Raw genomic sequence first — 16,654 nt, forward strand, 5'->3', positions numbered from 1 at the left:
TCACGGATTTCTCCCTTTCCTGTTCCATAAGGAAAAGGCCCGGCCTGCACTACGAAGCTTATAAGCGTAGTCGTGGGATAGGTCAACTTCACAGGTTTAAAATCCCTCAATATTTATAGTAAGGAACCACAGGGTGTCCACACTACAAAGCACGGCCTACGTAGCCAAAGCTACTTCCTGCCTTCGCCGAAGCGTAGTTCGGCTACGCGCAGGCAGGCGGCGTAGTATGCCTTTAGCGTAGTAGTGGGTCATAGCTACTGATTTGCACGGATATATTTAGAAATTAGTTGATTATTTAAACTCAGCCTTTAACCTTCATCTTGAAACTGTTCAAGCAATTCTGCGTCAGCCAAATCCTGAGTGCGATCACTGGCTCTTTTATTAGTGATTAAATCACCTAAAGAAATGAAATACGCGACTTGATTCCCCAGCTTCCCCTGATTTCTATTCCTGAACGCTTCATCAAAAGATATCCCACTAATACCAGTCATAATATCTATCCTGATCGGCTCATAGCCTAATTGAAGAACGGTATCATCATCCTTAAAATCATTGATATCCAGATCTAATGATCCAAATCCAAAGTTTTCAAGAACCGTTAAAAGATTGGTGATATTTTCATCCGAATTATTGACAAAAAAATCTATATCTCCTGTATTCCTTGGTCGAGCATAATAGGCTACGGCATAAGCGCCAACAATCAGATACTCGACTTCATGTTCGTTTAACAATGTTATAAACTCTTCGAAGTCCTTTTCGAGCCTCATTATAGGTATCTTTTTTGTTAAACAATTGGAAATGTTGCTCTCTTAGATCTTGTAGATAACTCAGACGATCTTGCGGCGACTTTTCTTTCCAGAAGGCTATCTCATCTCTATCAGCTTTTTCTCTACTAACAAGTTTAGCTTCTTTAATCATAGCAAAATGTGGTTTGTATGTGTTATCTCAACATATAATATACCCATTAAATGAAGAATTAAAGAATGATAATTTTTCATCAACCGTTTTCTTTGTCTTTAATCTAGCACCAATTATTATCAGCGATTTTTGCCGCGGATTTTTGCGGATATAAACTGATGAATAGGAAGCCATAGTTTTAGTAGTATTTTTTATTTTACCGTATCCCGTGTCTACGGAGTTATAGCATTAACTAAACTAATGCTATAGAAGAACAGATATATTTCGGCATCTCAAAGATCATCAAGATCATAAAAAAATATCCTATTACTAACCATATACATCACCCTAAATTTAGGTTATCCGGATCTTGTCGATTATCCCAAAATACTAATAACTCAATCTCTTGAGAATTTTCTTCTACCTGATAATATAAACTTACCTCAGGAGACAAAACGCATCGATGCGTGTCGCTTTCCTCGGAATATTCATAGATTTTAGGGAATTCGCCGATCAACTTTAGCACTTCACGAACTAATTTTTCAAATTCTTTCAGTTCGGCCTGGGTAAAGTTGTCATCGAAATATTGCAGAATCTCAAAATAAGATATCCTGGCAGTCGGAGTCCAAATAATATCCAAAGGCATTATTTAAAAAACCGATCTCTAACTTGCTTCATTACTTTTTCATGTGGGATACCTTTACCTTCTTTAGCTTCTTTTTTTGCCTGATTAATGTTCTGTTTTGTCTCTTCGGGTAGGTTATCCCAAAAATCCTCACCCGTGGATCTATTTTTCATGGATTGGAGTGTAACCAAATACGCTTTATTATCAAGTTGATCAATCCAGTCTTTTAAATCCTGCTTATCGATTGTTGGTTTCATAGGACTGTGTTTATTTTCTCCTTTCATTAATATAACGGAAAAATGACAACATCTTGTAAAAAAATGGCTTAATGCCTATTTCGGTCAATTAGCACCCCTACTCATCACCTTAGCTCCACACCAAAAAACAAGTTAATAAAATCTATTATGGCTTAACTAATTATGAGTAAAGGGCGAGGGAGATCAGATGAATTTTGTACTTGTGCTGCGTATATCTTTTAATCCTCGAAGCGTTGGCGTAATAGAAGTGTGTAGGTGGATACCTCATCAGAAAGAAATTTCTCCGGTTTGGTTTTAGTCGGGGGTTTGGGGTAAACCGTGATGAATACGTTTCAGGGGCTTAAAGTCCCTCCATATTTATAGGGAGGGACACAAGAGCTTTAGCGTAGTAGTGGGTCTTAGCCACAGATTTGAACTGATATAAATTTACAAGAAGGACGCTGCCAACCCCTATCACTGTCATTTCGACTGGAATACCGTGCCCCTCGGTACGGAACGCAGAAACCTTCATCACTCTGATACTGCTCCAGGTGATCAATAGCACGGGAATTTATTCCCGCGAATGGCTAATGAACGTACCAAACCAGCCAACAGCTGTCTTCAGACAGCTTTATAACTTAATAGCCCCACCTTTTAAGGTGGGGCGGAATGGGTCGGATATAGGTACTGATCGGAATTATTTAACAACCGGTGGCATTGGTAATTTACTGGGAATCACAGGTCTGAAAGTAACGAAACCCCAACCACCCCTACACCCCTCCTTGTTAAGGAGGGGATTTTTTTGTAGCAACTTTACGAATTTCTCCCTTCCCTGATCCATTAGGGAAGGGCTCGGCCTGCACTACGAAGCTTATAAGCGTAGTCGTGGGATGGGTCAACTTCGCGGTTCTAACCTTCAACTTTTAACTTTGCCACTTTGTTACTTAATCTTCCAATCACCTAATAACCAAATCACGATCCTCTGCCTCCGGTTCTCAAATAAACACACCCCGCCTCGTTCCTCGGCACCCCTCTTCATAGAGGGGACTTTTGGTGCCAACTTCACAGGTTTAAAATCCCTCCATATTTATAGGAGCCTGTACCGACTGCTGTTAGTAAGGGACTACAGGATGTCCGCACTACGAAGCACGGTCTACGTAGCCAAAGCTACTTCCTGCCTTCGCCGAAGCGTAGTTCGGCTACGCGCAGGCAGGCGGCGCAGTATGCCTTTAGCGTAGTAGTGGGTCATCTTCTCCAACCAACGGTTGTTCATCTTCCATAAACGGCCCTCAGTCCACCATCATCCAGCGCCGGTCCAACAATATTACAACGCAGCCGTGCCCTTCAAAACGAATGTGTCGTAGGGAGCTTAGTAGCAAGATCAATTAACCCATTGTCTCTTTGTAACTTTGTCACTATGATACTTAATCACTTTGCATCTCAATCACCTAATTACTCAATAACCCAATAACAACTCTACTTTACATAGGTAAACTTGCGGCTTATTACCCTTTCCTTTGTCTTTAATTGATAGATATATACACCGCTGGATAAACCAGCCGGTCTATATCTTAACGCATATCTACCTGCCTGTTGTGCTCCTTCGAAGATTGTTGTCACCTTCCGCCCTACCATATCATACAGTACAATAGAAATCTCCTCGTCTTTGGGTAAAGTATAGCTGATAACTGTGCTGGGATTAAAAGGATTCGGATAGTTTTGATTCAAGCTTAGACTTTGCGGCAGTTCAGGTTCCTCTTCAGGCCTCTCATCTGATATCGCATGCTCCGACTCAAGCATAACATTCTCCATGGCTTTTTTATGTTCGTTGTCAGCCACAACCACCCGTTCTAAAATCAGTCTGGCCTGCTGTTTCCAGTTCTCATTGGCTTCGATCTCTAAAACGGCCAGGCTATCTGTCGTTTCAGGAGTGCTCTCCCCTTTATACACCCAGGTGGCCGAGGCATTTGGAGAATTATTTTCCCTCCTGCTGAATTCGATCAGCTTATTATCATCATCCCACCGGCTTCCCCAGTCGGCGTATGTAACTTTTTTCAGATCCCATCTAAAACCATCAATATCTGCTACTCGAAAACGAATACTGAGTCCTGTAAGATCTACCGCTTCTTCAGCTTTAATGGCAACTACCACACTTTCGCCGCTATTAAGAGCAGGCAATACCAGCTCTGATAGGGGTGGGGACTGCTTTACCGACTGCTTGGATGAAGTACTATTTTTACCGAAATGGAGGCCCAATGGCTTTAAATCTTTATGGTTTACAACACCATCCCCATTGGCGTCGGCGTAAGCCGCTTCCGCAGGTATCCACGATTCTACCTCCCGCTGGGCCCAACCAATTGAGTTATATACTGGGGTTGGACCTTCTGCCAGCCAATACTGGCCTATTTCGAAAACATCTAACTCCTCAACCACTCCATTGTCATCACAATCCCCGGGCCATACCGTAACATCCTGGGCATTTATATTTTCTCCTTGAATATAGACATCATCCATACGATTAGAACCAGTTGATATATCTTCCTGTCCATCCGCACGGAAATCACCCCGCCGAATCCATCGCACGTAAATATTCTGTTGGTCATCGTATTTTGCAGGCAAAGCGAGTTTATCAATAACACCGCTGCTCCAGTCGGATGCCACATTTATGGTATCGGGAGAAACCACTTCCCAATCTAAGCCATCTATGCTGGCTTCCAGCTCAAAATCACGGGGACCCGCGCCGGTGCTATACTGTTTGGAAAATACGGTTACATTTTGAAAGCCTTCGGACGATAATTCTGCTAACCAGTATTTTTCGTCTCCTTCCGTGAATTGCCATCCATCCGAACTTGCTGCCATTCCGGATGCGGCAATACTGCTAAATCCGTCTTTACTGGCCCCTATCAACTGAAAGTCATTATCCTCATTCGCAGGCACACTTTGTGAGGTAACTAACGTTTCATCATCAAAATTCCACCCCGCCAGCGTATGTTGATAAGCAGATTGCTCTGTAACTGTAAGACGAGCGTTCACATTTTCCACGCCATCCCATAACCCTCCGCCGGAATTACTTTGACCTCCGTACACATAGCTTCCTGAGTCTAACTTGCCTCGCAATGCTATATAGTAGGTCCCCGGTTCCATTCCGAAACCTATATTCTTCTTATACTGATGATAGGAATTCTGAGCATTATCAAAGACCATCTCTGTCCAAGTCACCTCAGCCCATCCCGAGGGATCCGTATCATTTTCATTAATACCAACCCATACGGTTATCCGGTCTGACTCCGTATTTTCATCAACAGTAATATCATTCACATATATAGATCCCTCAACCTGAAATTCTTCGCCCTCTGTAATATTATTATCTTCAGAACTTACAAGTTGCAGATCACTTACTGCTTCCTCGACATTTAAGTCCAATGCTTCTGGCTTAACTATTTCAATATTTCTCCCCTCTGAGTCACTTAACTCAACGTGCTCAAATGATATTTGGGATAATCCTACAGTCGTCGCTTGTTTTACCCTGAAGGTGAGCTTTAAGAGATCTCCCGAATCAGGAGCATCAAGTGGAGAAGTGAGTGAGACAGATGCACCTACGCGATCCTCGTTTAACAAGTCAGCTACACGCATACCATCGCTCATCAAACCGACAGGATTTGCACTTACAAATTCAAAAACATCAGGATCAAAAACAGCTTCTACTCCGAAATAATAGGCGTCAACAGCAGTGTCAACGCTAAACGTAATGCTAACTTCTTCATTGGGTTTAATATTCTCCTGCGAAGATATTGCGGTTACCTCCGGTGTTTGTGAGGCGGCCCCAATGGGTATTAACCAAATAAAGACGACTAAAAAAATTAGAATATCGATTCTATTTATTTCTTTCTCTTGATAATTCATATTGATTCCCCATTATTGTTAATAGTAATTTTAGCTTTTCATAACTCTCTCGTAAAAGTAAGACCCCACTGGCTTGCAATCCTTACAAGAAATTTCAGTGAGTTAGATGACTTGGGATAATCGTAGGAGATATGAAACTAATCTAATCGTTACAATCCCACTGCATTACAAAGAGATAGAAATGCTCTCATCTTGTTATTTAATAACCGATGCTCTCCAAATAACAATTTTACGGTTTCCAAGTCCCTCCCTACTTGCAAAAACCTGTATCGCCAACTGTCAATAAGGATTAGAGATGGGGCGTGTGAGATGTCGAGTATTCTATTCATGGCCACAGAATTCTTTACCACAAAGCCGTATCCTTCAAAACGAATGTATTGTAGGAAACATGGCAACAAGATAAAATAGAAGTCTACTCCGATTAATACTACGTGAACCTAATGGCAGGAAATCCCTCGTTAACCTATCCGAGTGGCGGGTCACTGCGGAATGATACTGTTTTTTTTGCTTATTATTCTTCCGCCACCGGTCCACCAGCGCTACAATACCCCAACCTCTTCGTTAGAAAGCGGAGCATGGTAACGAGATAGCATTAAAAATAACCCTTTGTAACTTTGCAACCCTACCACTGTCATTTCGACTAAAGTACCTTGCCCCTCGGTCCGAAACGGAGAAATCTTCATCAATCAGATATTGCCCATGGTAATCAATAGCGCGGGAATTCATTACCACGTATGGCACAAAATGTGATAGTAAATCTTCTAATAACAAATGACTGGAAACGAATAACTAAAATACTGCCAAAATAACGGGTCAACGTACCGAACCAGAAGTTCGGCACGAGATGAAATAGGTATCCGAACATCGGTCGTCAATCACCCGTCATCAGTCGTCAACCCACACTCCTCTCCCCCCTACGGCGGCACTCCGCAACGTCGCTAAAGTTATGATGCGTCGGCGACCTTCAAATGGAGACTTGTAGGACCTTTTTTTACAGTTTTAAACAATCCGGCATTAGGGTTATGAACATTCCGGGTATGCTGGTCCGAGCGCCGGCGGATGGTCGCAAAAAATGAATGGATCTTCTTGCGTCAAGATAAAAAACACCGCCAACCTTTTTTAGCCGCGGATTATGGCGGACGAAGTTGGTTTTACTGGCGTTCTTCGAGGGTCCAACTCTCTCAGAAATGTTGAACTATTAGACGTGTTTACCTACAGTCAGCTTATCTGCGGGACTCCCAATAGCCAGGCTTTTGCCGTAAATTCATGAACGCAAATATTGTAATGAGATCATCTTCAACTGTGTATATAATTCCATAGGGAAATCGAGAAACTAAAAACCTTCTTTCGGTGGTAGTAATCTTTTTTCCTGATAATGGATATTGTTGAATTACTTCTAACACATTTTCAACTTCATCAATGAAAATATCGCCAAGTCCGACGACTTGGTTCTCGTAAAAATCAGCAGCTTTAAAGAATTCTTTCCGAGCTTCCGAATGAAATTTAATTATCACTCTTGAATACGTTTTCTTGCTTCACTTAAAACTTCTGATGAAGAATGGAGGGAAGACTCACCGGCTTTAAGTGATTCTTTTCTCTCTTGAATTTCTTTAATCCAAGCTTGCTCAACATCTGGATCAATTTTACCGTGAATACTCTGCAACAACTTATCAGCCAAACGTGCTTTATCCTTCTTGTTTAAATTCAGGGCAGAATTTTCGATTTCTTCAATATCGGTAATCATAATAACGAAGGTTTAATTCAGTCAAATGTAAGTATAACAATAGAAAACTGGAAGAGTAAGTCAATTATTGTAATGGGTATAACCTCATTGTGCATTAGGAATACAAAATTCTGGATGCAGGATGCATAACAAAGATGTCGGGACACTGAATCTGATAGCTGTTTTAAACAGCTTTATGTACTTTTCTAGGGTAGATAGGTTAGCCGCGAATTGGCGCAGATTTGAAATGTTAGTGAGAAGGTATATCTGCCACAGATTGAAACAAATCTACTCAGGCTTAAAAATCATCCATAACGCGGGAATTTATTCCCGCTAATAGCTATAGAGCCTACCAAACCATCTAACAGCTTTCTTCAGACAGCTTTATATACTTATAGCCCCATCCTTTTAAGGTGGATCGGATTATAGGTACTACTTTTAAGTTATTTATCAACCGGTGGCATTTGTTACTTACTGGGGACCTGGACCTGCTATATTTGAGTAGACACCTAGTTAAGGTATATTGCGGTGTTTAAATAACAATTGACATATGGGTAAAAAGAGAACACGTAAGAGTTACAGCAGGGAGTACAAGCTAGATGTCGTTCAGCAAAGTTACCTGCGGGAAAATATCAGTGCCCTAGCCTCTGAGTTGGGATTAAGTCCAGCTATGATTTATAAATGGAGAGCGGCCTACGACGGGAGCTCCTCCAGTAGTTTTCCGGGCAAGGGTGTTGAGAAGCTCACCCCCGAACAAGCCGAACTACAGCGCATCAAGGCAGAGAACGCTGAACTACGTATGGAGCGGGACATTTTAAAAAAGGCCATTGGCATCTTCCCCGATACAAGTGGGTGATTTTCCAATTTATGAATGATCATAAAACAACTATTCCCCATCCGAATGATGTCCCAGGTCTTTGGCGTGAGCCGAAGTGGATACTATCGTTGGTTAACCCGGCTGCCCAGCAAGCGCAGTCTGTTTAACAACAAATTGCGCAAGGCGATCTGGCGGGTATGGAAATCTTCAGGCAAGAACTATGGCTCTCCGCGGATCCACCGGCAACTGGTCGTTGAAGGCTGGGAGGTATCCCGACCCCGTATTGCCCGAATGATGAGCAAGATGGGCATTGCCAGCCGAATTCGTAAGAAGTGGGTTAACACCACCCAATCGAATCACCGCTGGCCAGTGGCCCCGAACCTGCTCGGGCGTAGCTTTTTCCCGGAAAACCTGTCTCAGGTGTGGGTAAGTGATATAACCTACATTCGGAGTGAAGCTGGCTGGTTATACCTAACAACAGTAATGGATCTGGGCGATCGACAGATTCTCGGGTGGTCGCTCAGCGATCAAATGAGCGCCGAACAGACTAGTATCGCAGCTCTTGAGGAGGCTGTAAGCCGACGCCGGCCAGCAGAGGATCTGCTATACCACTCCGATCAGGGAGTACAATACGCCTGCGAGGAGTTTACCAGTAAACTCCGCACACACCGGATCACCCAAAGCATGAGCCGAAAAGGCAACTGTTGGGATAACGCTCCGGCAGAGAGCTTCTTTAAAACACTTAAATACGAACTGGATATGCCAGACCGCTACCAGCACGCAAAAGCAGCTATTTTTGAGTTTATCGAAATCTGGTACAACAGAAAACGATTACATTCGGCTCTGGGGTACCAAACACCGATTCAAGCGGAACAACAACTAACACACAACCAAGCCGCATGATCTACCTTAACTCACTGTCCACTTTTTTGTTGCAATTCCAGTGCTAAAAGTAACGAAACCCCAACCACCCCTACACCCCTCCTTGTTAAGGAGGGGATTTTTTTAGCAACTTTACGGATTTCTCCCTTCCCTGATCCATTAGGGAAGGGCCCGGCCTGCACTACGAAGCTTATAAGCGTAGTCGTGGGATGGGTCAACTTCACGGTTATTAAATCATTCCCTACTCGTGGAGAGAGATTAAGCCTGCTCTACGAAATACAACGAATGTAGTAGAGGATGGGGCATCTAAAATACCACTTCCAATCCCTTCATTACAACGCAGCCGTGCCCCGTTATACGGGTGCCGTGCCCTTCAAAACGAATGTGTCGTAGGGAGCGTAGTAACGAGATAAGAAACTTAGTTACTTAGTCACCTAATCACAGTTGCCCGTCATCCGTCAACAGTCCCTGCATATCAGACAAGATCCTATAAATACTACGCGATCCTTTAAAAGGAGATTCTTTACTTCGTTCAGAATGACATTGCTTTTTCGGTCGTCAGTCACCCATCCTCGGTCCTGATCTACCATTCAACATTCCTCATTCAAAAACTTAACATTATCTACCCCAGCTCAGGCCAAGCATCACTCCAAACCTATCCTCATATAGTTCGCCCAGATCTGAACTGAGCTTCAAATTAACTGCCAGTCCTTCTACGTTTCGGATATCATAGTCCAATCCCAACAACACCGAGTATTGGTCCTTCCGAAACTGTTCACGCGGAGTAACATCCGGCCTATTTTGGGGTATGTGTTTCCCCGGATTCTCTACCCAATCATCTTGGATCCCGTAATTTCTGCTGTACGTGAGTAACGCTTTATATGACAGATGTTCAGTAGGTTGGCCGGAAATCCCCAAATGATGAGCTACCAGTACATTATTTACGATATCGTCGTTTTCAAATAAAATAAGCGGAATACCAATTACGTCATTCTCATAGGTCCATCCATGTCGGTAGACACTGTGATCATAGTAATCCGCTGCGCCAATCAGTTCCCACGATTTGGAATCCATTTGTTTAGAATTAACATGCTCATAGGTAATAGTTTTAATCAGCCGGTTTGTATCCTTAAACTCCAAGTTTACCCCCCATACCCCGTCCCAGGGACTACGAAAGCGCGTAGAAACCTTGTCCTCCAGATAAAATAAACGAGTCAGTGAAGCCGTAAAAGTCTCTCGCTCATAGCGAAGCCCAAATTCATAAGCGGCCAGAGAGTTTCCTATTACATTAGTTAGGTCGCTACCCGGCGCATTGCTTGATTCACTTGCAGCCCGACCTGTAACGACTCGTAGAAAATCTCCAAAAGACCGGGGTAGCCTACCTAAATTGGGATGTGTCCCGCCCCACTGTACGTTATGAACAATACCGCCCATGCCCGACCATGATCCGATATTAACCCGCAAATAAAAGTATTTCTGATGGAGATAGGCGTTTCTCACAAAGCGGTCCTCCTCCAACCAACCGTGGCTGAACATCCCTTTGTATTGCAAGTATCCATCCATCAGCGGGACATCCATAAAATCGGGCGTGGAAATACTGATCCTGGGTAACGGCATTGCATTATTACTTACCATCATTGATCCCAAGGAAAGCTCATGGTTATTGAGTCCGATAGGTTGATTAAAGCGACCGGCATCCAGCTGCAATCCATGGGCCTTGGCTTGCAGGTAGGCTTTGGGAATGAGTACCTGGCTATTTTCAGAAACGCGAAATAAAGCATCCCCACCAACATTTACTTGCCAGTTTCCGGAATTCCATAATCTATGATTTACAGAAATCTCATTCAGCCAGTTTGTCCCACTCGGATCAACCTTTCCATTGACATTGGAATAGAACCAGAATGGCAATGAGGATGAAGTACTTGCATACAGTGATGAGCTAAAGCTGTAAGACGTTTGGGTATCGTCATTACCGTAATAGCTTTGCGCCTGTGCGGATTGGAAAGGATATAATCCGCAAAAAGAAATAATTAAAGCTAGAGTAAAAAAGTGTCGAATATCTGAAATCACGAACAAGAAATATTAGGGGTTGTTAATAATGGAAGTTTCTAAACAAATCGGAAAATAACTGAATTAACCCAAATTTCTAACTCTTTAACTCAGATTGTTGGTATGGTACAACACAGTGTTTAGGTTAAATACAGTTGTGTTCCGAAAAGAATTGAACTGCTATTAACACTGCTTTCTCAGTCATTCGTCTTCCGTCACCGGTCCTCTGTCACCAAAAAAAGATTTCTCTCTCCACTTTTAGTTTAAAGGGAGTTATACTCCCGAAGTAGAGATTTCTTTAGTGCAGGATGAGATGTGTCATCAAAAACACAGATTTCTCACTTTGCTTCGTTGCACTCGAAATGACAGGTTGGAACGTTTAATTACTTAATACTTTTGACTTTCTACTTTGTTACTCTGTCACTTTGTAATTCAATAACCTACTCCCCACTAACTGCTCTTAAAGAATCATCCCCGCTCCAACGGTTTCGTTGGTATATTCATCAATAAGGATGATACTTCCGGTTTTTCGATTGCGTTTGTATGAATCATAGAACAGCGGCTTAGTGGTACGAATCTTAATACGTCCAATATCGTTGAGGCCGATCTCTTTATCTCCTTCAACACGGTGCAGCGTATTAATATTCACCTTGTATTTTACCTCCTTAACAATACAACGAGCCTCTTTGGTGGTATGCTTGATGGCATATTTCCCATTGGGGTCCAGCGGCTCTTTATTTAGCCAGCAGACCATCATTTCAATATCCTGTCCCACGGTAGGTTGGTTGTCCGGTTTGGCAATCATATCTCCGCGCGAAATATCGATTTCGTCTTCGAGGGTCATCGTGACCGACATCGGAGAAAAGGCTTCCTCCTCATCCTGCTCAAAGCTTTGGATCTGATCGATCTTGCTGGTAAATCCTGAGGGCAGCGCAATCACTTCATCACCCGGCTTGAATACCCCACCGGCAATCTGTCCGGCATAGCCGCGATAATCGGGATAGTCCGTCGACTGTGGACGCGTGACCCACTGAACGGGAAAACGGCTGTCCACGTGGTTAAAGTCGCTGTCTACCTGTACGTTTTCAAGCGTATACAACAGCGTCGACCCGCCATACCACGGCATATTATCGGATTTATCTACTACGTTATCCCCATACAGTGCGCTGATAGGTATGTAGTGAATATCCGGAACATCCAGCTTGGAGGAAAAGGTCTTAAATTCGTTACGGATTTCGTTAAACCGCTCCTCGCTGTAATCCACCAGATCCATCTTGTTCACACAGAGCACCATATGCTTAATTCCCAGCAGCGATGCAATAAATGAGTGGCGACAGGTCTGCTCGATCACACCACTACGCGCATCTACTAAAATAACGGCCAGGTTAGCCGTGGAAGCCCCCGTCACCATATTGCGAGTATATTGGACGTGTCCCGGCGTATCAGCAATAATAAATTTTCGATTGGGGGTTGAGAAATAGCGATAGGCTACATCAATGGTGATGCCCTGCTCGCGCTCGGCCGAAAGCCCGTCGGTAAGTAGTGCCAGATTCGTGTACTCATCGCCCTTTTTTCGACTGGATTCTTCGATCTTCTCCATCTGATCATCAAAGATCGATTTGGAGTCGTACAGCAAACGGCCAATTAACGTACTCTTGCCGTCATCCACGCTGCCCGCCGTCGTGAAGCGGAGCAGGTCCATGTCTAAATACTTCTGTGCTTCGTTTTCGTTGCTCATCTTAATAATTAGGAATTGAAAATTGTGAATTAGGAATTGTAATTGCCTAATTCCTAATTCTTAATTGAAAATTTATAATTTAGAAGTAGCCCTGCTTTTTCCGTTCTTCCATGGCCGCTTCGGCTTTTTTATCGTCGGTACGATTACCGCGTTCGGTAATGCGCGCCGAGGCCACTTCTTCGATAATTTTAGGGATGGTATCGGCATCAGATTTAAATGCCCCGGTATTCGTCATATCCCCGATGGTGCGGAAACGAATCTGCTTCTCCTCAAACTCCTCATCTTCGGCCAGCGTAATAAATTGTGACTTCGCCAAATAGGTCCCCTCGCGCTCCACCACATCGCGGGTATGTGCCAGATACAGGTTGGGGATATCGATTCCTTCGGCGGCAATATACTGCCAAACGTCCATTTCCGTCCAGTTACTCAATGGAAACACGCGAAAATGTTCTCCCTGATTCTTACGTCCATTATACAAGTTCCACAGCTCCGGACGCTGGTTCTTGGGATCCCACTGCCCAAACTCATCGCGGTGCGAGAAGAACCGTTCTTTGGCACGCGCTTTTTCTTCATCGCGACGTGCTCCGCCAAATGCCGCATCAAAATCGTGTTCTTCCAACGCATGCAAGAGGGTTGGAATCTGCAGTTTATTTCGACTGGGATTTGGACCTTTGGGCTCTTTCACTTTACCCGCGTCAATCATATCCTGTACGTGAGCAACAATAAGCTCAACGCCCAGATCATCCATCAGCTGATCACGGAATTCTATGGTTTCGTCAAAATTATGTCCGGTATCAACGTGTAGAAACGGAAAAGGAATTTTGCCCGGCCAAAACGCTTTCTGGGCCAGTCGCGCCATGGTAATGGAATCCTTACCGCCTGAAAACATCAGAACGGGATTCTCAAATTGGGCGGCGACCTCTCTAAAAATGTGAATAGATTCCGACTCAAGCTGTCGGATGTGGTTTAGTTTATATAAATGCATTTGATAATTGTGTTTTTTGTCAAACTAAAACGGCTTAAAGTAAGAATTTTAAAACCCAATGACTATTGGATTTTGTAGTTAATAACTTTTAGAAATTAATACCTAACACGTGCCCCGTATTTCTTGGCTATTTTGCATCACTTTATAAGTTATATGATAAGTTATATGAGTTCTATACCCCGCATTAATTCAAAGTTATAAGGGAGTTGTACTCCCGCCGAAAAGCAAGCCATTTCTCGGTTTCTCGAGAGTACAACCCCCTCAAAACTACTGGGTTTAAACCTTTAACTTTCAACCTTCAACACATAAAACTCCATCACTTTCCAACCTATGATCCGAAAAAAAAATGATCAAACGAGTGCATCTTAGATCCTAAGCGAACTTAATGGCAGGAGATCCCTCCTCTACGCTCCCCGAATCACGGGACACCGTGGGATGACACTGCTTTTGCGGTCCTCCGGCATAAAGTAACACACCTCGCTCCCGATTCCTCGGGACCACCCCTCTTAATAGAGGGGAATTATTCGTGCCCACCTGACGGTCTTCGGTCCTTCGTCATCCGTCAGCCTCTTCCTGCAAATACTCAAACACCCACTCCACCCCCTCTTCAGGAGTAATATCCGTCGTATCAATACGCAGCTCCGGATCTTCGGGCTCTTCATAGGGATCGCTGATACCCGTAAAGTTATCAATTTCTCCTTTGCGCGCTTTCTTGTACAGTCCCTTTACATCGCGCTCTTCACAAACTTCCAGCGGCGTTGAGATATGAATTTCCGTAAAATCCTGGCACATGTCGCGGACAAAGTCGCGTGCATCCTGATACGGCGAAATAAATGAGGCCACTACAAACACGCCGTGCTTTTGCAATAGACTTGCTACAAAACCGACACGCTTCACATGATCATCGCGCTCTTTTTTGGAAAAGCCGGTCGTTGGAAAAACGTCCCGAACCGCATCCCCATCCAGATGCTCCACCTCATAGCCTTCTTCCTTTAATCGTGCATATACTTTTTCTGATATTGTACTTTTCCCCGATCCGGATAACCCCGTAAACCAAAGGACGGTGGGCTTTAGTGGCATTTTATTACTACTCATAAGTTAATTACTTGTATAATTTTTAACTGATAATAAAGCTATAATGCTAAATTATAAATTTATGGTGTTGAATTATCTTTTATCAACTTGTTGTGATGTTTTAACTATTGCCGTCAATATTTTTATAATTTCATTAATTTCTTTTAAGTAAGGAGACGCATTAAATTTTAACAAGTTACTATGCTTTAGCAGCCGCAACCAGTATTTCGTTTCCCGGGCCTCTTTCGATGCAATTGCCATTTTAGCTACAAAATCTTTTTTAGATTGAGCTGCTCCCGCTTCCTCTACATTAGCCCCAATACTCGTTCCACTTTTTAACAACTGCCTTGAAATCACATATTCATTTTGCTTAACAAGTTTTTGATTCAACTTTATAATAGCGAGTGCAAAATTGAAACTCCTATTTCTAATAATATTTTTCTTGGGCATAATAAACGAATTGATTCAAAGGTTTTTTAGTAAGACCTCATAATCAATTCATCCTTACAAGATAATCTACCAAATTCAGTTTTTGCTATGTCTAATTCAACACTCAAAATTCAACATTTATACAGTTGATCCTTCAGCAATATTCAAGGCTATTGACGTAGAAGCTCTTTTTAGCTGTGATGTCAGGTTGTATTTTTCACTGTCTGGTAATTTATCAGCTATATCATAGGATAAAGCATTGAATTTCATTGCAAGCTCCCAGACTTCTAATTTTTCAAATTTATAAGTCATAATAGCTAGGTCTTTATTTAATTTCATCGGTCTTCCGTCGCCGGTCAACCGTCTATATATTAGACCATCTATTTATTAGCACCTTACAACTTTTTTGAAAACGAACTTCCATCCTCGGTCCTCAGTCATTAAAAATTCAAAACTCAAAATTCAACATTATCTTCGAGTCCTATCAAAAAGCTGCCATTCTTCAAATCCGACTTATTATAGGTCAATGGCGAAGAATGTATTCCTTCCCGCGCCGAATAGCGATATACGGCATCGCCTGCAGCCACATCCCACTCCATGGTTGGACCCATACGTGGATAAATATCAGCCTTACCTTCGGCTACCAGACAAAATTTTATGGAGCTTCCCGCCGGGACTGTCTCTTTAACCGTCAGCCCTTTTTCTTTAAGCTGATCTATCAATTTATCGGAACCGTGCGACCGGCTTTGTACCGCAGTAAGCTTGTCATCTTTATTGCTACCGGATGAAAAAATTCGTTCCGGAGAATCGGTTCCCACCTGCTTAAAAGATCCCTTGCCCTTTTCAGCATAATACATGGTCTTCTTATCGGGGACATACACTACGCCCAGCACCGGCACGCCCTCATCAACAAGTGCAATATTCACCGTAAACTCCCCATTTTTTTTGATAAACTCTTTTGTTCCATCAAGCGGATCAACGATCCAAAACTTATTCCATTCTTTTCGCTCTCCATAATCAGGGATACCAGACTCTTCTGAAATAATAGGCGTTTGGGGATCGAGCTCCTTAAGCGCATCCACTATAATATGATGTGAAGCCAAATCGGCTTTGGTCAAGCGGAGTCATCGTCCTTGCGGGTGATTTCCACATCCTGCGCATCGTAATAAATTTCAAGCATCGCCTGACCGGCTTCTTTCGCAATTCCAATAATTTCTTTAAGCATATTCAATTTTCTGTTTACCGGGAGTACAACTCCCTCTTAACTTTTTTTATTTCTTATTAATTTTCTAATGG

Annotated in this window: 15 protein-coding genes; 2 read left to right on the forward strand and 13 right to left on the reverse strand. The window is 42.9% G+C overall.

Going from position 1 to position 16,654, the window contains the following annotated elements; genetic code table 11:
- Positions 1–308: 308 nt before the first annotated feature.
- The 6 genes from U5J89_RS00005 to U5J89_RS00030 all read right to left on the reverse strand — a co-directional run bounded on the left by U5J89_RS00005 (position 309) and on the right by U5J89_RS00030 (position 7,405).
- The gene (locus U5J89_RS00005; RefSeq protein ID WP_322573545.1) at positions 309–767 is read right to left on the reverse strand and encodes a nucleotidyltransferase; all 459 of its coding nucleotides are present in this window, start codon (positions 765–767) and stop codon (positions 309–311) included.
- Between the two features lie 473 nt (positions 768–1,240).
- Positions 1,241–1,543 carry a hypothetical protein gene (locus U5J89_RS00010; RefSeq protein ID WP_322573546.1) on the reverse strand — a complete coding sequence of 101 codons (303 nt, stop codon included), beginning with the start codon at positions 1,541–1,543 and terminating at the stop codon, positions 1,241–1,243.
- Positions 1,543–1,779, reverse strand: coding sequence for a hypothetical protein (locus U5J89_RS00015; RefSeq protein ID WP_322573547.1), 237 nt, complete (start codon positions 1,777–1,779; stop codon positions 1,543–1,545). The genes U5J89_RS00010 and U5J89_RS00015 overlap by 1 nt, the downstream gene beginning before the upstream one ends.
- Positions 1,780–3,234: 1,455 nt before the next feature.
- Positions 3,235–5,661, reverse strand: a complete 2,427-nt coding sequence (locus tag U5J89_RS00020; RefSeq protein ID WP_322573548.1) for a T9SS type A sorting domain-containing protein — start codon at positions 5,659–5,661, stop codon at positions 3,235–3,237.
- A gap of 1,223 nt (positions 5,662–6,884) precedes the next feature.
- Positions 6,885–7,175, reverse strand: coding sequence for a type II toxin-antitoxin system RelE/ParE family toxin (locus U5J89_RS00025; RefSeq protein WP_322573549.1), 291 nt, complete (start codon positions 7,173–7,175; stop codon positions 6,885–6,887).
- Positions 7,172–7,405 carry an addiction module protein gene (locus tag U5J89_RS00030; RefSeq protein WP_322573550.1) on the reverse strand — a complete coding sequence of 78 codons (234 nt, stop codon included), beginning with the start codon at positions 7,403–7,405 and terminating at the stop codon, positions 7,172–7,174. Before U5J89_RS00030 ends, U5J89_RS00025 begins: the two co-directional genes overlap by 4 nt.
- 529 nt (positions 7,406–7,934) lie before the next feature.
- On the opposite strand from U5J89_RS00030, the gene U5J89_RS00035 reads away from it, so the two are divergent.
- The gene (locus U5J89_RS00035; protein ID WP_322573551.1) at positions 7,935–8,240 is read left to right on the forward strand and encodes a transposase; all 306 of its coding nucleotides are present in this window, start codon (positions 7,935–7,937) and stop codon (positions 8,238–8,240) included.
- 15 nt (positions 8,241–8,255) lie between these two features.
- Entirely contained in the window at positions 8,256–9,104 is an 849-nt protein-coding gene (locus U5J89_RS00040) for an IS3 family transposase (protein WP_322573552.1), read from the forward strand.
- 597 nt (positions 9,105–9,701) lie between these two features.
- Here the strand turns inward: U5J89_RS00040 and U5J89_RS00045 are convergent.
- The 7 genes from U5J89_RS00045 to cysQ form a co-directional block, all read right to left on the reverse strand.
- The gene (locus U5J89_RS00045) at positions 9,702–11,153 is read right to left on the reverse strand and encodes a capsule assembly Wzi family protein (RefSeq protein ID WP_322573553.1); all 1,452 of its coding nucleotides are present in this window, start codon (positions 11,151–11,153) and stop codon (positions 9,702–9,704) included.
- Positions 11,154–11,592: 439 nt separating this feature from the next.
- On the reverse strand, positions 11,593–12,870 hold the full coding sequence (gene cysN / locus U5J89_RS00050) for a sulfate adenylyltransferase subunit CysN (protein ID WP_322573554.1): 1,278 nt from the start codon (positions 12,868–12,870) through the stop codon (positions 11,593–11,595).
- Positions 12,871–12,949: 79 nt separating this feature from the next.
- Positions 12,950–13,855 (reverse strand): sulfate adenylyltransferase subunit CysD, encoded by a 906-nt coding sequence (cysD, locus tag U5J89_RS00055; RefSeq protein ID WP_322573555.1) that lies wholly within the window; start codon positions 13,853–13,855, stop codon positions 12,950–12,952.
- 555 nt (positions 13,856–14,410) lie between these two features.
- Positions 14,411–14,950 (reverse strand): adenylyl-sulfate kinase, encoded by a 540-nt coding sequence (cysC, locus tag U5J89_RS00060; protein ID WP_322573556.1) that lies wholly within the window; start codon positions 14,948–14,950, stop codon positions 14,411–14,413.
- 72 nt (positions 14,951–15,022) lie between these two features.
- Complete coding sequence (locus tag U5J89_RS00065) at positions 15,023–15,379, reverse strand: four helix bundle protein (protein ID WP_322573557.1); 357 nt, start codon at positions 15,377–15,379, stop codon at positions 15,023–15,025.
- 117 nt (positions 15,380–15,496) lie between these two features.
- Positions 15,497–15,697, reverse strand: coding sequence for a four helix bundle protein (locus U5J89_RS00070; RefSeq protein ID WP_322573558.1), 201 nt, complete (start codon positions 15,695–15,697; stop codon positions 15,497–15,499).
- Between the two features lie 116 nt (positions 15,698–15,813).
- On the reverse strand, positions 15,814–16,476 hold the full coding sequence (gene cysQ, locus U5J89_RS00075; RefSeq protein WP_322573559.1) for a 3'(2'),5'-bisphosphate nucleotidase CysQ: 663 nt from the start codon (positions 16,474–16,476) through the stop codon (positions 15,814–15,816).
- Positions 16,477–16,654: the final 178 nt, after the last annotated feature.

The sequence above is a fragment of the Fodinibius sp. genome (genome assembly GCF_034521915.1).
GTDB lineage: Bacteria > Bacteroidota > Rhodothermia > Balneolales > Balneolaceae > Fodinibius.